Below are 17,963 nucleotides of genomic sequence, written 5' to 3' on the forward strand. Positions count from 1 at the left end.
ATGGCACACGTCGCTCGCTCTTCCCTGTAAACGTCCGGTCCCATCAGTGGGTTCCCGGCGTCAACGGATAAAGTCACGCCGAGGCAACCACGGGGACAGGAGAGGGTCATTACCGCCAACCGGCAGACGAGCTGGGCGTTCGCGGACGCCTATGTCGCCGAGGACGAGGCGCTGCACTGGGCCCGGGACCGGGCCCAGGAGGCAGGGCTGCGCTCGGTGTCGCCCGGTACGGGCGCGGCCCTGCGGTTGCTCGCGGCCACCGTGGACGCCAAGGCGGTCGCGGAGATCGGCACCGGCTGCGGCGTCTCCGGGATCCACCTGCTGCACGGCATGCGGCCGGACGGTGTGCTGACCACGGTCGACCAGGAGCCGGAGCACCAGCAGTCCGCCCGCCAGGCCTTCCGCACGGCGGGCTTCGCCGCCAACAGGGCCCGTTTCATCCCCGGGCGGGCGCTGGACGTCCTGCCCCGCCTCGCGGACTCCGGCTACGACCTCGTCTTCTGCGACGGGGACCGGCTCGAGTACCAGGACTACCTCGCGGAATCGTTGCGTCTGCTGCGCCCGGGAGGTCTGGTCGCCTTCGAAGGGGTCTTCGCGAACGGCCGGACGGTGGATTCCGGTCCGCAGCCCACCGAGGTGCTGCGGCTGCGGGAACTGGTGCGGGCCCTGCGCGAGAGCCAGGAGATGGTGTCGTCCCTGCTGCCCGTGGGTGACGGGCTGCTCTGCGCGGTGAAGCGGTAGCGGACGGCTCCGGACGCGCATCGGGCCTGAAACGGTGGCGGACCTCTCTGGCACCACTCCTACCTGCGCAAACAGTCGCCCCGGTGCCGCATGCGGCACCGGGGCGACTGAAAGGGTATGGTCGCTTGCGCGTCAGCCGACGACCTTCTTGAGAGCGTCGCCGAGCGCGTCGGCCTCATCCGGGGTCAGCTCGACGACGAGCCGCCCGCCGCCTTCGAGCGGAACGCGCATGACGATGCCCCGCCCCTCCTTGGTCACCTCGAGCGGGCCATCACCCGTCCGCGGCTTCATGGCCGCCATGCTCGTTCCCCTTCCTGAAACCCAGCTCAACCGTCTAGCCGACGGCCCACTGAAGGGCACCTGCGGTCCTTGAAGCAGGACACACGCCACCGGCATCGAACACATTGCTTCCAAGCCATTATCCCGCATCTCAGGACCCGATGACCAACATCGGTCGGCATCGCTTGGGCAACGCGCGCGAGCAAAACCACTCAATTCGGCGATGTGGCTGCGATACTGCGCCCCCTTGCGCCACTCCCCCGACGGAAATCGGTCCGTAATTCTTTGACGCAGGTCACATGCGGGCTCTACGCCTGCGTCGGCGATCTCCGTCATGCTGTCCTGCAGAGGGACGTACTGACGGGTAGGTCCACGAGCCGCGACGCGGAGGGATACACCATGGCCGACACCGTGCTCTACGAGGTGAGCGACGGACTCGCGACGATCACGCTGAACCGCCCGGAGGCGATGAACGCGCTGAACGTGGCGGCGAAGGTCGCTCTCCGGGACGCGGTCCGGGCCGCCGCGGACGACGAGGGCGTGCGGGCCGTACTGCTGACCGCCGCCGGTGACCGGGCGTTCTGCGTCGGGCAGGACCTCAAGGAGCACATCGGGCTGCTGGTCGCCGACCGGGAGGACGGCGGCGGGCGCACGATGAGCACGGTGCGCGAGCACTACAACCCGATCGTGAAGGCGCTCGCCGGGGCCGCGAAGCCGGTGGTCGCCGCGGTGAACGGGGTGGCGGCCGGGGCGGGCTTCGGCTTCGCGCTGGCGGCGGACTACCGGATCGTGGCCGACACGGCGGCGTTCAACACGTCGTTCGCCGGGGTCGCGCTGACCGCGGACTCCGGGATCTCCTGGACGCTGCCGCGGGTCGTCGGCCCGAGCCGCGCCACCGACCTGCTGCTCTTCCCCCGCAGTATCACGGCCCAGGAGGCGTACGACCTCGGGATCGCGAACCGGCTGGTCCCGGCCGCCGAACTGCGCGCGGAGGCGGAGAAGACGGCGCGGGCGCTGGCCGCGGGACCGACGGTGGCGTACGCGGCGCTGAAGGAGTCGGTGGCGTACGGGCTCACCCACTCCCTGGAGGAGGCCCTGGAGAAGGAGGACGAGCTCCAGACCCGGGCGGGTGCCTCCGAGGACCACACGATCGCCGTGCAGGCCTTCGTCAACAAGGAGAAGCCGAAGTACCAGGGCCGCTGACTCCGGGGCGGCAGGTCCGGGGCGACGGGTCCGGGGCGACGGGTCCGGGGCGGTCTGCGCCACGGACCTGTCGTCTTCGAGGGGTCAGGCCTGTCGGGCCGCGCAGTCCTTCAGGTGGTCGTCGACCAGGCCGCAGGCCTGCATCAGCGCGTAGGCCGTGGTCGGTCCGACGAAGCGCAGGCCCTGCTTCTTCAGGGCCTTGGACAGCGCCGTCGACTCGGGGGTGACCGCGGGGACGTCGGCGAGGGTCACCGGCGCCGGGCGGCCGGCCGGATCGGGGGCGTGTGACCAGATCAGGGCGTCCAGGTCGCCGGGCGCCCACCCGGCCAGCACCCGCGCGTTGCCCAGGGTCGCGTCGATCTTGGCGCGATTGCGGATGATGCCGGCGTCGGCCAGCAGGCGCTCCCGGTCGGCGTCGGTGAACTCCGCGACGGCCGCGATCCGGAAGCCGGCGAAGGCGGTGCGGAAGCCCGGACGGCGGCGCAGGATCGTGAGCCACGACAGGCCGGACTGGAAGGCCTCCAGGCTGAGGCGCTCGAACAGGGCGTCGTCCCCGTGGACCGGGCGGCCCCACTCCTCGTCGTGGTACGCGATGTAGTCCTCGGTGGACAGGGCCCAGGGGCAGCGCGGGGCGCCGTCCGGACCCGCGAGGGCGGTTCCGTCGGTCACAGCTGGTCGTCCTCCTGGCGCGCGGCGGGCTTGTCCAGGGCGATGTGGGCCGCGACGGCACGGGCACCGGCCAGCGCGGACTCCAGGTCGGCGATCCGGGCGTCGCGCTCGGCGAGTTCGGCGCCGAGGCGGCTCAGCGCGTCGTCCACGTCGGCCATGCGGTAGCCGCGGGCGGCGAGGGGGAAGCGAAGGCCGTCCACGTCCGCGCGGCTGACCGGGCGGTCCAGCGGCAGGGTGTCCCTCAGCCGGTCGGGAGCCGCGTCGGGCAGCGGGCCGCGCTCGCCGCCGCCCACCACGGCGAGGGTCACCGCGGCGACCACGACGGCGAGCGCGACGACCAGGAACAGGAACATAACCATCGCTGAGGTCCCCAGGGTTGGATCGAACCGGAGTCGGATGTGTGTGTCCGATCGTGCCATGCGAGTCTGACAGTCAGGGTCACAGGCGGCCGGGACGGCCGGTGGACCGCACCGACGAGGAGAGGTCTTTGGGGATGCTCAGGCTGGGCAGGCGGGAATTCGCACCGCACGAGCCGGTGATCATGGCGATCGTGAACCGGACCCCGGACTCCTTCTACGACCAGGGCGCGACCTTCCTCGACGAACCGGCGCTCACGCGCGTGGAGCAGGCGGTGGCCGAGGGCGCCGCGATCATCGACATCGGCGGGGTGAAGGCCGGGCCGGGCGAAGAGGTGTCCGCCGAGGAGGAGGCGCGGCGCACGGTCGGTTTCGTCGCCGAGGTGCGGCGGCGCTTCCCGGACGTCGTGATCAGCGTGGACACCTGGCGGCACGAGGTCGGCGAGGCCGTGTGCGAGGTGGGGGCGGACGTACTGAACGATGCCTGGGGCGGGGTCGATCCGCGGCTCGCGGAGGTCGCCGCGCGGTACGGCGCCGGGCTGGTGTGCACCCACGCGGGAGGCGCACTGCCGCGGACCCGGCCGCACCGGGTGGAGTACGAGGACGTGATGGCCGACATCCTCGACCGGACGCTGGGACTGGCGGAGCGCGCGGTGTCCCTGGGCGTGCCGCGGGAGTCGGTGATGATCGATCCCGGGCACGACTTCGGCAAGAACACCCGGCACAGTCTCGAGGCGACGCGGCGGCTGGACGAGATGGTCGCCACCGGGTGGCCGGTGCTGGTGTCGCTGTCCAACAAGGACTTCGTCGGGGAGACGTTGGACCGGCCGGTCAAGGAGCGGGTGCTGGGGACGCTCGCGACGACCGCGGTGTCGGCGTGGCTGGGGGCGCGGGTGTACCGGGTGCACGAGGTGGCGGAGACGCGGCAGGTGCTGGACATGGTGGCGTCCATCGCGGGCCACCGCGCTCCGGCGGTGGCCCGGCGCGGACTGGCGTAGGGCTCCGCCCCGGGGTGAAGGTTCTGCCCCTGCGCCGCTCATGGGCGCCGCCCCTGGACCCTGGGCATGGAGCGTCGCCCCTGGACCTTGGGGAGAAGCGTCGCCCCGGAGCGACGCTTCTCCCCTTACGCCTTTCTCATAGGCAATGCCCCCGAGCTCCGGGCGTGGGGCTCCGCCCCGGACCCCGGCCTATGCCCGCCCGTCCCATCACCCGGCTCGGTGCGTCGGAAAGTGCTCCCACCGCCCAGGACGGCCACTCCGTGGCACGGGAAGGGCCCGGCCCGCGCGCCGTTCGGTGGGCCGGGGGCGGGAGGACGGGGAGTCCGGGGCCCGGCGGGTCAGCGGCCCGCTTCCTTGGAGACCAGGGCCACCGCTTCGTCCACGTCGTCCGTGACGTGGAAGAGGAGGAGGTCCTTCTCGGCTGCCTTGCCCTGGTCGATGACCGTGCTGCGCAGCCAGTCGACCAGGCCGCCCCAGTACTCGGTGCCGAACAGGACGATGGGGAACTGGGTGATCTTCTGCGTCTGGACCAGGGTCAGCGCCTCGAAGAGTTCGTCGAGGGTGCCGAGGCCGCCGGGCAGGACGACGAAGCCCTGCGAGTACTTGACGAACATCAGCTTGCGGACGAAGAAGTACCGGAAGTTCAGGCCGATGTCGACGTAGCTGTTGAGTCCCTGCTCGAAGGGCAGCTCGATGCCGAGGCCGACCGAGACGCCGTTGGCCTCGCAGGCGCCCTGGTTGGCCGCCTCCATGGCGCCGGGGCCGCCGCCGGTGATGACGGCGAAGCCCGCCTCGACCAGGCCCCGGCCCAACCGGACGCCGGCCTCGTACTCCGGCGAGGTCGCCGGTGTGCGTGCCGAGCCGAAGACGCTGATGGCGGGAGGCAGCTCGGCGAGGGTGCCGAACCCCTCGATGAACTCCGACTGGATGCGCAGCACCCGCCAGGGGTCGGTGTGCACCCAGTCCGAGGGGGCACGCCCGTCCAGCAGCCGCTGGTCCGTGGTGCTCGCCTGGACCTGGTCCCGCCTGCGGAGCACCGGGCCCAGCCGCTGCTCCTCCGGTGGGATCTGCTTGCCCTCGGGATTGCCAGTAGCCATATGTGCTCCCTCCGTTCGCGGTCTCCCCGGCTCGGGAGGATCGCCGAGAGTGCGGGGAGAGGTCGTTCCACCCCAGCGTAGATCCACGCGGGTTACGTCTGGGGGACGTCAGCATGTCCGCGGAACAGCGTTCCAAACGCCCCCTCGGGGTGGTGCGCTCACGCGGTCAGCCAGGACCGCAGCCGCTCCTCCCCCGCGAGGATCTTCGCCGTCTCGACGCGTTCGTCCCGCTTGTGCGCCAGGTGCGGGTTGCCGGGGCCGTAGTTGACCGCCGGGATGCCGAGTGCCGAGAAGCGGGAGACGTCCGTCCAGCCGTACTTGGGCTGGGGTGTGCCGCCGACCGCCTCGATGAAGGCGGCCGCGGCCGGGTGGGACAGGCCGGGCAGGGCCGCACCGCTGTGGTCGTCGACGACGAACTCGCTCACGCCGCAGTCCGCGAAGACCTCGCGGACGTGGGCGAGGGCCTCGGCCTCGGAGCGGTCGGGGGCGTAGCGGAAGTTGACGGTGACGACGCACTCGTCGGGGATGACGTTGCCGGCGACGCCCCCGGAGATGCCCACCGCGTTCAGGCCCTCGCGGTACTCCAGGCCGTCGATCACCGGGTAACGCGGCTCGTAGGAGGCGAGGCGGGCGAGGATGGGGGACGCCGCGTGGATCGCGTTGGAGCCCATCCAGCTCCGCGCGGAGTGGGCGCGCTCGCCGGTGGTCTTCAGCAGCACCCGGAGCGTGCCCTGGCAGCCGCCCTCGACCTGGCCGTCGGAGGGCTCGAGGAGGACCGCGAAGTCGCCCGCCAGCCAGTCGGGGTGCTGCTCGGCGACGTGCTTGAGGCCGTTGAGGTCCGCGGAGACCTCCTCGTTGTCGTAGAAGACGAAGGTCAGGTCCCGGTTGGGGGCGGGGACGGTGGCCGCGATGCGCAGCTGGACGGCCACGCCCGCCTTCATGTCGCAGGTGCCGCAGCCCCACAGCACGCCGTCCTCGTCGAGCCGGGAGGGGACGTTGTCCGCGATGGGGACCGTGTCGATGTGACCGGCGAGGATCACGCGCTCCTCGCGCCCCAGGTTCGTACGGGCCACGACGTTGTTGCCGTACCGGTCGACCGTGAGGTGCGGCAGGGTGCGCAGGACGGATTCGATCGCGTCCGCGAGCGGCTTCTCGGTGCCGCTGACGGAGGGGAGGTCGACGAGCCGCGCGGTCAGGCGTGCCGCGTCCGAAGTGAGGTCAAGCGGTGTATCGGCCATGGCGACGACCCTAACCCCCGAGGGTCCGGGCCCACTGTCCACACCCGGCACACACGGCTCCTACTCTCCAGTACCTTGTTACCCGTGTCAGAGCCACCACTCCCTTCCAAGCGTCGGGGCCGCTTCTTCCGCTTCGGAGCGGCCTCCGTGGTACTTCTCGGGGTCGCCGGCTACCTGGTGGTCCAGTACGACACGGGCGGCGGGAGAAGCGGGCCGGGCTGCCGGGTCGTGTCCGGCAAGGACGACGGGGCCACGTACGAGTTCGCGCCCGAGCAGGCGGTGAACGCGGCGACGATCGCCGCCGCGGGCACCGCGCGCGACCTGCCCGAGCGGGCCGTGACGATCGCGCTGGCGACGGCCCTCCAGGAGTCGGCGCTGCGCAACATCGACTACGGGGACCGTGACTCGCTCGGCCTCTTCCAGCAGCGGCCCTCGCAGGGCTGGGGCACGCCGGAGGAGATCATGGACCCGGCGTACTCGGCGGGGAAGTTCTACGACGGCCTGAAGGAGGTGCCGGGGTACACCCGGCTTCCGCTCACCGTCGCCGCCCAGCGGGTGCAGCTCAGCGGCTTCCCGCAGGCGTACGCCAAGCACGAGCCGGACGCCACCCTGCTGGCCGCCGCTCTCACCGGCAGCTCGGAGGCCACGCTGACCTGCGACGGCCGTCCGGCGGCGACCCGCGCGGCGGGGACGGACGCGGTACGTGACGCGCTGGCCCGGGACTTCGGGCGGGACGTCCTGGAACCGGCCGGCGCCGAGGTCGGCGACGCGGCGGGCCCCGCACCTTCCGCTCCCCGAAACGGCGGCTCCGGCTCCGACGCCGGCTCCGACGGGCGGACCGTGACGCTGCCGGTGTCCACCGAGGCGGACCCGGGCCGGAAGGCCAGGGCTCAGGGCTGGCAGCTGGCGCACTGGGCCGTGGCCAACGCCTCCGAGCTGCACATAGAGCGGGTGGCGTACGCGGGGCGGGAGTGGACCGCCGGGGACGGCAGCGGCCGGTGGACCCCGATCGACGGCGAGGACGACGAGGACGGCAAGAACTCCGCAGGCTCGGACGGCGGGGCGGACGCGGTCCGGCTCACGACCGCGCAATAGACCGCGCGATGGACCGCGCGGCAGCCCGCACAGCAGATCGGGCAGCCGCCCGCACGGTTGCCCGATGCCTCATCCCCGGGGGTTGCCCGGGGGCCGGGCGGTTGACGGGGTGAGCGGGTTTACGCGTCCTCGCCCCCGGTTCGGCGTACTCCTTGGGGCGTGGGCGCTGTAACCATTCGGCAGCCCGTCGAACAGTGCACCGTTCGTCCGCTTTTCGGCGTAGCCGATAATGCGACACATTGCCCATTCTTTACGCCGCCCCACCGCAACCTTCCAGGCCCTCGAGCGGTAGTCACTGCGTCCGAGTCCGGGGATCGCTCACCGGAGACCCACCGGATCGACGTGGATCAACCACCGGGTCCGGCCGGACGTTCACCGTTCTCTCCCGCCGAAGGAGCACCATGTCCCTCCCCCTGACCCGCCGGATCGCCCGTGCCGCGCTGCTCGTCGCCGCCGGAGCAGCCGCCGGGGTCGGTGCGGCCGGTTCCGCCACCGCGGCCCCCGAGCTGCCGGCCACCCCGAGCGTCGGCGGTCTGACCGTCCTGGACCAGGCCGGCGCGACCGGCGCCGTGGGCGACGCGACGCACGCCGTCACCGAGACCGCGGGCGGCACCGGCGGCCAGGCGCTCGGGCAGGCCGCGCCGGTGGCGGCCCAGGCCGCCGAGGGCACGCTGCCGACCGACGCCGTCCCCCTGGACGGCGTGCAGACCGCCCGGACCCTCCCGGCCCCGGCGCTGCCGCTCGGCTGAACCACCCGGACCGGCCCGGCCGTACGGACGCCGAGGGGGCCCAGGTTCTTCCTGGGCCCCCTCGGCGTCCGTACGGCTCTGCTCCGGTCACGCCTTCAGGCGTTCCACCGCCGCCCGTACCCGCTCGTCCGTGGCGGTGAGGGCGACGCGTACGAACCGCTCGCCGGCCGGGCCGTAGAAGTCTCCCGGTGCGACCAGGATGCCGAGCTCGGCGAGGCGGGCGACGGTGTCCCAGCAGGACTCGTCGCGGGTGGCCCAGAGGTAGAGCCCGCCCTCGCTGTGCTCGATGCGGAAGCCGTGCCCCAGGAGGGCCATCCGCAGCGCGGTGCGGCGGGCCGTGTAGCGCTCGCGCTGGACGCGGACGTGCTCGTCGTCGCCCAGGGCCGCCACCACGGCCGCCTGGGTGGGCGCCGAGGTCATCATGCCGCCGTGCTTGCGGATCTGCAGCAGCGGGCCGAGGACGGCCGGGTCGCCGGCCAGGAAGGCGGCGCGGTAGCCCGCGAGGTTGGACCGCTTGGACAGCGAGTGCACGGCGACGACGCCGTCGTACGAGCCGCCGTTGACGTCCGGGTGCAGCACCGAGACCGGGTCGGCGTCCCAGCCCAGTTCGAGGTAGCACTCGTCGGAGAGGACCAGGACGCCGTGCTCGCGGGCCCAGGCGACGATGCGGGTCAGCTCCGCCTTGGGGAGCACCCGGCCCGTGGGGTTGGACGGGGAGTTCAGCCAGAGGAGCTTCAGGCCCGTCGGGTCCAGCTCGGTCGGGTCGTCGTACGCCTCGTACTCCGCGCGGGCCAGGCGGGCGCCGACCTCGTACGTCGGATAGGCCAGGCGCGGGTACGCCACCCGGTCGCCGGGGCCGAGGCCCAGCTGGGTGGGGAGCCAGGCGACCAGTTCCTTGGAGCCGACGACCGGCAGCACATGGTGGTGGGTGATCCCGCGGGCGCCCAGACGGCGCTCCGCCCAGCGGGTGAGGGCGTCCCGCAGTTCCGGGGTGCCCCAGACCGTGGGGTAGCCCGGGGAGTCCGCGGCGGCGATCAGGGCTTTCTGGATCCGCTCGGGGACCGGGTCGACGGGGGTGCCGACGGAGAGGTCGACGATGCCGCCGGGGTGCGCGGCGGCCGTCTTCTTGTACGGCTCCAGCTTGTCCCAGGGGAAGGCCGGAAGGCGGTCGCGAAGCGACTCCTCGGAAGGGTGGCGGCGGGCGACGGGTGGGGGGTCGGAGACTGCGGACACGTTCTGGCTCACTTTCATCGGTACGCGTCGGTACACGCCGGTACGGCAAACGCCTCGGCCCCGTGCGGCGCCGATCGGGGTGATCGGGCCGTACGGGACCGAGGCGGCGCGGGCGCGGGCCGCTTCCGGGCCGCCCGGGTGCTTACGCCTGCGGCGGCAGCGCGGCGATGAACGGGTGGTCGCGCTCGATCAGTCCGAGCTTGCTGGCGCCGCCGGGCGAACCGAGGTCGTCGAAGAACTCGACGTTGGCCTTGTAGTAGTCCTTCCACTCCTCTGGAGTGTCGTCCTCGTAGAAGATGGCCTCGACCGGGCAGACCGGTTCACAGGCGCCGCAGTCGACGCATTCGTCCGGGTGGATGTACAAGGACCGCTGGCCCTCGTAGATGCAGTCGACCGGGCACTCCTCGATGCACGCCTTGTCCTTCACGTCGACACAAGGCTGCGCGATGACGTAGGTCACGCTGTCGTTCCTCCTCGATAGGGCGCTGGCGGGCCTCCTCAGGCTCCGCCGCCTGGCGCGCGGGAGCGCGGCGTCGTCGATGCCCGCCCCTAGTATCTCCGTTCTTGGGCACGATCCGAACAGGAGGGGTGTACCGACCTGTGGAAATCTCCGCCGCCGGACGTCTCGAGGTCCGCATCACCACTGCTGACGTGGGCAAACGGGTCTCCGTACGGAGCTTGATCGAACATGGTCCCCCGGGTGAGAGGTTCACCGACGTGGTCGGAGTTCTCACATCATGGGACAACGGTGTGCTGCGGATCACACGGAAGGACGGCGAGAGCGTCCTCGTCCGGGAGTCCGCACTGGTCGCGGGCAAGGTGGTGCCGTCCGCACCGGCCCGCCGGCGTGGCCCGGCCCGCCGGCGTGGTCCGGCCGCCTCCTACGAGGAGCTGGCGCGGGCCGCCGCGCGGGCGTGGCAGCCCGTGGAGAGCGAGCGGCTGGGCGACTGGGAGCTGAGAGCGGCGGCCGGGTTCACCCGTCGGGCCAACTCGGTGCTGCCGCTCGGCGACCCGGGTGTACCGCTGGACGAGGCGCTGACGGCCGTATGCCGCTGGTACGCCGACCGCGGGCTGCCCGCCTACGTGCAGACGGCGACCGGTGCCGAGGGAACGCAGGAGGCGCTGGGCGCGGAGCTGGAGCGGCGGGGCTGGGTGCGGGAGGTGACCGCCGAGCTGTGGGTCGGCGCTCTCGCGCCGGTCGCCGACGCGGGACCGGAGCCGTCCGGCGGCGGACCGGCCGGGGTGAACGTCCTGCTGTCCCGGGAGGCCGACGAGGCGTGGCTGGCGCGTTACCAGCGCCGGGGTGTGAGCGAGGCCGTCCTGAAGGTGCTGGGACGGGGGTCCCCCCGCTCGAGCGAAGCCGAGAGTGGGGGAGGTCCCTCCGTGTGGTTCGCGACCGTGCCGGCGGAGGGCGGCGGCCCCGGGGGCGGCGCTCCGGGCGGTGCCGCTCCCGCCGCGATCGGGCGGTGTGTCGTGGACGGCCGGTGGGCCGGTTTCGCCGCCGTCGAGGTGGATCCGGCGCTGCGGCGGCGCGGGCTCGCGAGCGCCGTGATGGCCGCGCTGGCCCGGCGGGCGCTCGAGGAGGGCGCGTCGGCCGCCTGGCTCCAGGTCGAGGACGACAACGCGGCGGCCCACGCCCTGTACGGGAGGATGGGTTTCGCCGCGCACCACGCGTACCACCACTACCGCGCGCCCCGGTCGTCGGCTCCGGCCGGTGACGGGTCGCCGTGAGAGGGCACGAACCGGTCATGCGCTCCCCCCATCCTCCGCTCCCGGAACGCTCCGCCGAGCTGCGGCGGCGGTTCGCCGAGGAGGCCCGGTCCGAGCGGCCGGATCTGGCCACGCTGTGCCTGCTGGTCGGCGCGGTGGCGGACGGCACGCTGGACGAGGCGGGCATCGACGCCGCGCAGATCGAGCTGGACGCGCTGGCCGGCCGTCTTCCCTACCGGCCCGGCACCCCGCGCGCCTGGGCGTCGGCGCTGCGGGAGCTGCTGGGCGAGCGGTGCGGTTTCCACGGCACTCCAGGCGACTACCAGCGTCTGGAGTCGTCGCTGCTGCACGAGGTGCTGCGGCGCCGGCGCGGGCTGCCGATCCTGCTGTCGGTGGTGTGGCTGGAGGTCGCCCGGCGGGCGGGGGCGCCGGTGTACGGGGTCGGGCTGCCCGGCCACTTCGTGGTCGGCCTCGGGGAGCCCGGCACGACGGCGGACGCGAAGCCCGCAGGGGCGGAGCCGGACACGCCGGGCGGGGCGGCCCCGGAGCGGCAGGTGCTCGTCGACCCCTTCGAGGGCGGCCGGGTGCTGACCGGAGCCGATACGGAGCTGCTGGTCGTCGGGGCGACTGGGGCGCCGCTGGACCCGTCGATGCTGGCACCGGCCGATCCGCTGAATGTCGTGCTGCGTGTCCTGAACAACGTCCGGGCGTGGGCCGAGGCCCGCCCGGAGCGGTCGGACGTGGCGCTGTGGGCACTGGACCTGTCCCTGCTGCTCCCCTCCCGGCCGGCGGAGCTGCGGTACGAACGGGCCCGGCTGCTGGTGCGGCGCGGCGATTTCCTCGACGGCGCGGACGAGCTGGAGGCCTACGCCGAGACGGTGGCCGCGGTGGACGGGCCGGCGGCGGAGCGGATCCGCGGCGAGGCGCGGGCGGCACGGGCGCTGCTCAACTGAGGCTCACCCCGCAAGCCCTGCCGTGCGCTCTCGGCGAGATCCGGCCCATACCTCGTTTGACATAGGTATTTTTAGATACCTAATATCTACGGGTGTCCACCAGTAGTGCCTCCGAACAGCGCGTCGCACGCGTGAGCTCCGAGCTCGCGGCGTGCCTTCCCGTGCTGCACCGGGCCCTGGAGCGGCGGGTGGCGAGCGAGTACCCGCACCCGAAGCCGCCCGAGGGGCAGCTGGCACTGCTGCGGTTCGTCGCACAGCGTGAGGGCGCCACGGTCCGCGAGGCGGCCGAGGCGCTGCTGATGAAGCCGAACAACGTCAGCGCACTGGTCTCCCAGCTCACCGAGCGGGGAGAGCTGGAGCGCCGGCAGGACGGCGTCGACAAGCGGATCGCCCACCTCCACCTCACGGAGTCCTCGAGGCAGCGCATCGCCGAGGTCACCGCGCTCGAGGAGAGTCACCTCGGCCAGGCGATGCTGTCCCTCACCGACGGCGAGCTGGACGCGCTCGGTTCCGCTGTCGCCGCGCTGAAACTGCTGACCCGGCACCTTCACTCGGCAGCCCTCTGACGAGAGCGTCACGGACCGGCGCATCGCGCGAGGTCGCGCGGTGAAGCGCTCGTCCGGTGTTCCGCGCGTCCGCCCCCTCCCCCCTTCCCTCCCCTTTCCGAAGGCAGTCCTTCCCGGACAGCCCTGTGCACGGCCCCGTGCGCTCCGTCACGCCCTTGACCGGCCGGGCGGGCGCCGCGGACCGGCTGCCGCATCCCGGCCCGCGCCGTGCGGTTCGTTCGTCCCCCTTTGAGAAAGAAACGGCTCCTTTCATGGCGTCCACACCTGTGGATCACTCCGTTCCCGACACGGCCGCCCGGCCGAAGTTCGAGCGCTTCCGGGCCAATCCCTGGCTCGCGCTGATCGCCGTGTCGTTCGGCCTGCTCATGGTGCAGCTCGACGGCTCCGTCGTCGCCATCGCCAACCCGGCGATCGGCAAGGACCTCGATGCCAGCACCGCGGAACTGCAGTGGGTCACCAACTCCTACCTGATCGCGCTCGCCGCCTCGATGATCCTCGGCGGCAAGCTCGGTGACCGGTTCGGCCGGCGCTTCTACTACCTCGTCGGCATCGGCGGGTTCATCGTCACCTCGGTCGCCATCGGCGTGGTCGGCAGCATCGAGGGCGTCATCGTCTTCCGTGCCCTGCAGGGTCTGGCGGGCGGCATCCTGATGCCCAACACCCTGGGCATCCTGCGCGCCGTCTTCCCGCCGAGGAAGTTCGCCCTCGCGGTGGGCATCTGGGGCATGGTCTCGGCCGTGTCGACCTCGCTGGGCCCGATCGTCGGCGGTCTGCTCGTCGAGCACGTCAACTGGGAGTCGGTCTTCTACCTGAACGTGCCGATCGGCCTGCTCGCGCTGGTGTTCAGCGCGGTGGTTCTCGCCGAGTCCAAGAACTCCGGCGGTCGGCAGCGTTTCGACATCCCCGGCGTCGTCCTGCTGGCGGCGGGCATGGTCGCGCTCGTCTTCGGCATCGTCAAGGGCGAGACGTGGGGCTGGACCTCCGCCGGCGCCCTCGGCGCCATCGTCCTGGGTCTGGCGCTGCTGGTCGTCTTCGGCTGGTACGAGACCCGGCAGGAGCACCCGCTGCTGCCGATGCGCCTGTTCCGCAACCGCTCGCTGACCACCGGTGCGGTCATGACCCTGCTGAACTTCTTCGTGATGCTCGGCGGCATCTTCTTCATCATGCTGTACCTGCAGAACGTGCGCGGCTACACGCCGGTCGAGGCCGGTATCAGCACGCTTCCGATGTCCCTCGCGTCGCTGGTCGCCTCTCCGCTCGGTTCCCAGCTGACCGCCCGTCTCGGCGCGCGCGTCACGATTCCGCTGGGTCTGCTCCTGTCGGGCGCCGGCATGTTCGGCATGCTGTCGTGGAGCATCGACTCGTCCTACGCGACGATGTGGCCGCCGTTCATCGCGATCGGCCTGGGCGTCGGCATCGTGCTGCCCGCCACCGCCGCCACGATCATCGGCAACGCGCCCGTCAGGGACGGCGGTGTGGCCTCCGGCCTGCAGTCCACCATGCTGCAGATCGGTGGTGCGCTCGGTACCTCGGTGCTGATCACCGTGATCGCCGGCAAGGTCGGTTCCTCGCTGTTCGGTGAGCTGACCGGCGCGGGTGTCCCGACGGGCCTGGCCCATGGTCTGGAGCAGGCCGAGGACGCCGTCACGATGGGTATCGCCCCGGTCTCCGGCGACATGTCGGCGCAGATCAAGGCCGCCGTCATCGAGGGCAGTGGCCAGGCGTTCGTCAACGGTCTGCACGCCGCCGTCACCGTCACCGGCATCCTGTGCGTCCTCGGTGCCGTGGCCGCCGTCATCGGCATCAAGAGCCGCGCCGAGGAAGCGAAGGACATGAGCGCCCAGTCGGCGGACGGCGAGGAGGCCGTGGTGGCCGTCGCCGCTCACTGAGCGAGCCCCGCACACCACGCGCGTACACCTGCGCGGAAGCGGCGCCGCCAGGACCGGACCAGGTCCTGGCGGCGCCGCTTTCGCATGGCCGCGGACGCCCCGGGCCGGTACCGCCGCGCCGCGCGGGACCGGAGGGAGGCTGGGATGCTGGTGGGGTGAAGCCCCGCGCGTGACGCGGTCGGCGGACCCGGACGGTGGGTGGTGAGCGCGGTGACCATCGGCGATCTTCCGAAGCCGGAACCGGAGCTGGAACCTGAGCCGGGGCCGGGGCCAGAGCCGGGACCGGGGCCGGGGCCGGGGCCGGACGGCGGCCCCGGGCATTTCGGGGTCGATCCCCGGGGGGACCCCCTCCTGCGGACCCGGTACGCCATTCCCCCGAGACCCGTCACCTTCCTGCGGCGGGAACGCCTGACCCGGCATCTCGACAGCGCCCTGACCACTCCCCTGACGATCGTCAACGGAGCGGCCGGCGCCGGGAAGACCCTGCTCGTCGCGGACTGGGCGGCCGGTCTCGGACGGCCCGTGGCCTGGTTCACCACCGAAGCGGAGGATCTGCCCCCCGGCCTGTTCTGGGCGTACGTCCTGCAGGCCCTGCGCGCCGCCGGGGTGCCGGTGCCCGCGGCGGTGGGCTCGCCCGCGGACCCGGGCCGGGTGGACGAGGCGCTGCTGAACCGGCTGGCCGCGGAGCTGAGCGGCCCGATGACGGCGCGACGGCCGGCGGTCCTCGTGCTCGACGAGTTCGACCGGGTCGCCGCGCCGGACACGGCCACCCAGCTGGACTTCGTCCTGCGGCACGCGGGGCCGGGCCTGCGCCTGGTCGTGGCGTCCCGTACGGAACCGCTGCTGCCGCTGCACCGCTACCGGGCCGCCGGGGAGCTGGTGGAGATCCGGGACGCGGAGCTGGCGTTCACCGCTCGGGAGGCCGGTGAGCTCCTCGGCCGGCACGGTCTGTCCCTGCCCGCGGCCGTCGCGGACGCCCTCGTGGACCGTACCCGGGGATGGGCCGCCGGACTGCGGCTGTGCGCGCTGGCCGCGCGGGAGAGCCCCGACCCGGAGACGTACCTGAAGGAGTTCGAGGCCGGGCAGAGCACGGTGGCCGACTTCCTGCTGGCGGAGGTGCTGGACATCCAGCCGCCCGGTACGCAGGACCTGCTGCTGCGGGTCAGCGTCCTGGAGCGGTTCTGCCCCGGCCTGGCGAACGCGCTGACCGGGCGCTCGGACGCCGGGGCCGTGCTGGCCTCGCTGCACCACCGCAACGCGTTCGTGCAGCATCTCGGGCACTCCTGGTACCGGCTGCACCCGCTCTTCGGGGAGATCCTGCGGGCGCATCTGGAGGTGCGGCGCCCCGGTCTGGCGCCGGAGCTCCACCGGCGGGCGGCGCGCTGGCTGAAGGACGCGGGGTTCCTTCCGGAGGCACTCGTCCACGGCGCCGCCGCCGGTGACTGGGAGTTCGCCGCCGGTGCCCTGGTCGGCGATCTGGCCGTCGGCCAGTTGTTCACCGGGTTGCGCTCGGCCGGCCTGGGCGACCTGTTCTCCCGTATGCCGTCCGGGGCGACCGGTCCCGCGCCGGAACTCGTACGGGCGGCCCGCGACCTCGCCCGCGGCGACCTGGAACGGGGCCCGGCCCGCCTGGAGCGGGCCGGGAAGCTGCTGGCCGGCGACACCGGTGACGTCCTCCTGGACCAGGAGGGCTGTGAGAGCCCGGAGGGCGACCGGGAGGCCGCGCTGCTGTGCTGGGCGCTGCTCGAGGTGTTCGCCGCCCGGCTGACGGGGGCGCCGGCCCGCGCGGAACGGGCCGTCCGGCTGGCCGGGAAGCTGCGCGGGGCCGTGCCCGCCGAGCTGCTGGACCGGCATCCCGAGCTGACCGCGCTGCTGCTGGCGCATCTGGGCTCGACCCGGCTGTGGGCGGGCCGTTTCGAGGAGGCCCGGACGGTCCTGACCGCGGTCGTGGCGGGTTCCGGCGGGGCGTCGACGGCGTTGCCCCGGGAGGACGCCCTGGCCCAGCTCGCGCTGATCGACCAGCTCAACGGCTGGCCGGGCCGGGCGGAGCACAAGGCGTCCCAGGCGCTGGCCGAGACCGCGCGGTACAGCCTCCCCGGCCCGCCCGGCACCGGGCTGGAGCGGCTGGTGCTGGCGGCGGTGGCGGTCGACCGCGACGAGCTGGACCGGGCCCGGGAACTCCTCGACGAGGCGGCCACGCCCGCGCACGCCGCACACGACCCGCGTGCCCCGGCCGGTCCGCGTGCCCCGGCCGAGCCGGTCGACCCGGTCGCACGGGCGGCGCGGGCCGTCGTCACGGCCCGGCTGCTGCTGGCCCGGGGCGAGCCGCACGCCGCGCTCCGGGCGGCCGCCGGCACCACGCGCCCCGACGCGACCGCCGCCCTCGCCGCCGCCGAGGCGTCCTCCCCCTGGCTGCGGGCCCACGCGGTGCTGGTGACGGCCGCCGCGCAACTGGCCGGGGGACGGCCGGACGCGGCCGCCGAAACACTCCGCGAGGTGCCCCTCGACCAGCCGGCCTGTGCCGTGGAGGCCGCCAGGATGCAGCTCGCGGCGGGCCGTCCCGGCGCGGCGGCCGATCTGCTCGACGCACTGCGCGGCACGGACCGGACCGGCCCCGGAGTGACCGTGCGGGCCGCACTCGTACGGGCCCGGAGCGGCCACCTGGCGGGAGACCCGGCCACCGCCCGCCGGTGGCTCGCGGTGGCGCTGCGCGGCGCCCGGCACGAGCATCTGCGGCGCCCCTTCGTGGAGGCGGGGCCGTGGATCGGGCCGCTGCTGGACACGGACCCGCTGCGGGGCCTGGCCGCGGGCTGGCTCGTCACCGGGTCCGCGGACGTGCCGCCCCCCGGCGGGAGGGAGCCGGTGCACGACTGGAGGAAGGAGCCGGTGGAGGAGCTGAGCGGCCGGGAGCGGGACGTGCTGCGGCGGCTGGCCCGGATGATGACGACCGAGGAGATCGCCGCCGATCTGTACGTGTCGGTCAACACGGTGAAGACCCACCTCAGGAACGTCTACCGGAAGCTCGAGGTCAACCGCCGCGCCGACGCCGTACGCCGGGCCCGCGCCCTCCGGCTGCTGTGAGCCCCGCGCGTCCGCCCTCACCTGCCCCGGGTGAGGGCGGACGGCCGCCCGGGGTGGAGGATCGCAGGGCAGGGGCGGTTTGCCGCCTGCGCCCGAGCCGTGGGAG

17 protein-coding genes are annotated in these 17,963 nt (G+C 73.3%); 10 read left to right on the forward strand and 7 right to left on the reverse strand.

Annotated elements, in window-relative coordinates; translation table 11 throughout:
* Window positions 1-42: 42 nt before the first annotated feature.
* Window positions 43-741 (forward strand): O-methyltransferase, encoded by a 699-nt coding sequence (locus ACIF80_RS01480; protein WP_399799364.1) that lies wholly within the window; start codon window positions 43-45, stop codon window positions 739-741.
* A gap of 132 nt (window positions 742-873) precedes the next feature.
* Here the strand turns inward: ACIF80_RS01480 and ACIF80_RS01485 are convergent, their stop codons facing one another.
* Complete coding sequence (locus ACIF80_RS01485; RefSeq protein WP_003966491.1) at window positions 874-1,041, reverse strand: DUF3117 domain-containing protein; 168 nt, start codon at window positions 1,039-1,041, stop codon at window positions 874-876.
* A gap of 378 nt (window positions 1,042-1,419) precedes the next feature.
* Here ACIF80_RS01485 and ACIF80_RS01490 point away from each other — a divergent pair, with 378 nt between their 5' ends.
* Window positions 1,420-2,223 carry an enoyl-CoA hydratase/isomerase family protein gene (locus ACIF80_RS01490; protein ID WP_399797935.1) on the forward strand — a complete coding sequence of 268 codons (804 nt, stop codon included), beginning with the start codon at window positions 1,420-1,422 and terminating at the stop codon, window positions 2,221-2,223.
* An 84-nt stretch (window positions 2,224-2,307) separates the two neighbouring features.
* Here ACIF80_RS01490 and ACIF80_RS01495 read toward each other — a convergent pair whose 3' ends face one another.
* Together ACIF80_RS01495 and ACIF80_RS01500 are read right to left on the reverse strand one after the other, a co-directional pair.
* Window positions 2,308-2,892 (reverse strand): DNA-3-methyladenine glycosylase I, encoded by a 585-nt coding sequence (locus ACIF80_RS01495; protein ID WP_399797938.1) that lies wholly within the window; start codon window positions 2,890-2,892, stop codon window positions 2,308-2,310.
* Entirely contained in the window at window positions 2,889-3,245 is a 357-nt protein-coding gene (locus ACIF80_RS01500; protein WP_399799367.1) for a DivIVA domain-containing protein, read from the reverse strand. The genes ACIF80_RS01495 and ACIF80_RS01500 overlap by 4 nt, the downstream gene beginning before the upstream one ends.
* A 140-nt stretch (window positions 3,246-3,385) precedes the next feature.
* On the opposite strand from ACIF80_RS01500, the gene folP reads away from it, so the two are divergent.
* Window positions 3,386-4,246, forward strand: a complete 861-nt coding sequence (gene folP, locus ACIF80_RS01505) for a dihydropteroate synthase (RefSeq protein WP_399799370.1) — start codon at window positions 3,386-3,388, stop codon at window positions 4,244-4,246.
* Between the two features lie 338 nt (window positions 4,247-4,584).
* Here the strand turns inward: folP and ACIF80_RS01510 are convergent, their stop codons facing one another.
* Together ACIF80_RS01510 and dapE are read right to left on the reverse strand one after the other, a co-directional pair.
* Entirely contained in the window at window positions 4,585-5,343 is a 759-nt protein-coding gene (locus tag ACIF80_RS01510) for a TIGR00730 family Rossman fold protein (protein ID WP_399797941.1), read from the reverse strand.
* 158 nt (window positions 5,344-5,501) lie between these two features.
* Window positions 5,502-6,581: a succinyl-diaminopimelate desuccinylase gene (dapE, locus tag ACIF80_RS01515; protein ID WP_399797944.1), complete on the reverse strand. Its 1,080-nt coding sequence runs from the start codon at window positions 6,579-6,581 to the stop codon at window positions 5,502-5,504.
* 84 nt (window positions 6,582-6,665) lie between these two features.
* Between dapE and ACIF80_RS01520 the strand changes: the two genes are divergently transcribed.
* A complete protein-coding gene (locus tag ACIF80_RS01520) occupies window positions 6,666-7,676 on the forward strand; it encodes a heavy metal transporter (RefSeq protein ID WP_399797947.1) in 1,011 nt (336 codons plus the stop codon).
* Window positions 7,677-8,077: 401 nt separating this feature from the next.
* Window positions 8,078-8,425: an ATP-binding protein gene (locus ACIF80_RS01525; RefSeq protein WP_399797950.1), complete on the forward strand. Its 348-nt coding sequence runs from the start codon at window positions 8,078-8,080 to the stop codon at window positions 8,423-8,425.
* Between the two features lie 87 nt (window positions 8,426-8,512).
* Here the strand turns inward: ACIF80_RS01525 and ACIF80_RS01530 are convergent, their stop codons facing one another.
* Window positions 8,513-9,658 (reverse strand): bifunctional succinyldiaminopimelate transaminase/glutamate-prephenate aminotransferase, encoded by a 1,146-nt coding sequence (locus ACIF80_RS01530; RefSeq protein WP_399797953.1) that lies wholly within the window; start codon window positions 9,656-9,658, stop codon window positions 8,513-8,515.
* A gap of 142 nt (window positions 9,659-9,800) precedes the next feature.
* Window positions 9,801-10,118: a ferredoxin gene (gene fdxA / locus ACIF80_RS01535; RefSeq protein ID WP_055572727.1), complete on the reverse strand. Its 318-nt coding sequence runs from the start codon at window positions 10,116-10,118 to the stop codon at window positions 9,801-9,803.
* A 140-nt stretch (window positions 10,119-10,258) separates the two neighbouring features.
* On the opposite strand from fdxA, the gene ACIF80_RS01540 reads away from it, so the two are divergent.
* The 5 genes from ACIF80_RS01540 to ACIF80_RS01560 all read left to right on the forward strand — a co-directional run bounded on the left by ACIF80_RS01540 (window position 10,259) and on the right by ACIF80_RS01560 (window position 17,857).
* Window positions 10,259-11,389, forward strand: a complete 1,131-nt coding sequence (locus ACIF80_RS01540) for a GNAT family N-acetyltransferase (protein WP_399797956.1) — start codon at window positions 10,259-10,261, stop codon at window positions 11,387-11,389.
* A gap of 17 nt (window positions 11,390-11,406) precedes the next feature.
* The gene (locus ACIF80_RS01545) at window positions 11,407-12,321 is read left to right on the forward strand and encodes a tetratricopeptide repeat protein (RefSeq protein WP_399797958.1); all 915 of its coding nucleotides are present in this window, start codon (window positions 11,407-11,409) and stop codon (window positions 12,319-12,321) included.
* A 92-nt stretch (window positions 12,322-12,413) separates the two neighbouring features.
* A complete protein-coding gene (locus ACIF80_RS01550) occupies window positions 12,414-12,887 on the forward strand; it encodes a MarR family winged helix-turn-helix transcriptional regulator (RefSeq protein WP_399797961.1) in 474 nt (157 codons plus the stop codon).
* Window positions 12,888-13,138: 251 nt separating this feature from the next.
* Window positions 13,139-14,776 (forward strand): MFS transporter, encoded by a 1,638-nt coding sequence (locus ACIF80_RS01555; RefSeq protein ID WP_399797964.1) that lies wholly within the window; start codon window positions 13,139-13,141, stop codon window positions 14,774-14,776.
* A gap of 351 nt (window positions 14,777-15,127) precedes the next feature.
* On the forward strand, window positions 15,128-17,857 hold the full coding sequence (locus ACIF80_RS01560) for a LuxR C-terminal-related transcriptional regulator (RefSeq protein WP_399799372.1): 2,730 nt from the start codon (window positions 15,128-15,130) through the stop codon (window positions 17,855-17,857).
* Window positions 17,858-17,963 lie beyond the last annotated feature (106 nt).

Source organism: Streptomyces sp. NPDC085927, from assembly GCF_044540975.1.
GTDB classification, from domain to species: domain Bacteria; phylum Actinomycetota; class Actinomycetes; order Streptomycetales; family Streptomycetaceae; genus Streptomyces; species Streptomyces hirsutus.

What these genes read in the sequence shown, in the direction of transcription:
- ACIF80_RS01485 (WP_003966491.1), bottom strand. Translation starts at nt 1,041, where the DNA reads ATGGCGGCCATGAAGCCGCGGACGGGTGATGGCCCGCTCGAGGTGACC.
- ACIF80_RS01490 (WP_399797935.1), top strand. Translation starts at nt 1,420, where the DNA reads ATGGCCGACACCGTGCTCTACGAGGTGAGCGACGGACTCGCGACGATC.
- ACIF80_RS01500 (WP_399799367.1), bottom strand. Translation starts at nt 3,245, where the DNA reads ATGTTCCTGTTCCTGGTCGTCGCGCTCGCCGTCGTGGTCGCCGCGGTG.
- folP (WP_399799370.1), top strand. Translation starts at nt 3,386, where the DNA reads ATGCTCAGGCTGGGCAGGCGGGAATTCGCACCGCACGAGCCGGTGATC.
- ACIF80_RS01510 (WP_399797941.1), bottom strand. Translation starts at nt 5,343, where the DNA reads ATGGCTACTGGCAATCCCGAGGGCAAGCAGATCCCACCGGAGGAGCAG.
- dapE (WP_399797944.1), bottom strand. Translation starts at nt 6,581, where the DNA reads ATGGCCGATACACCGCTTGACCTCACTTCGGACGCGGCACGCCTGACC.
- ACIF80_RS01525 (WP_399797950.1), top strand. Translation starts at nt 8,078, where the DNA reads ATGTCCCTCCCCCTGACCCGCCGGATCGCCCGTGCCGCGCTGCTCGTC.
- ACIF80_RS01545 (WP_399797958.1), top strand. Translation starts at nt 11,407, where the DNA reads ATGCGCTCCCCCCATCCTCCGCTCCCGGAACGCTCCGCCGAGCTGCGG.
- ACIF80_RS01555 (WP_399797964.1), top strand. Translation starts at nt 13,139, where the DNA reads ATGGCGTCCACACCTGTGGATCACTCCGTTCCCGACACGGCCGCCCGG.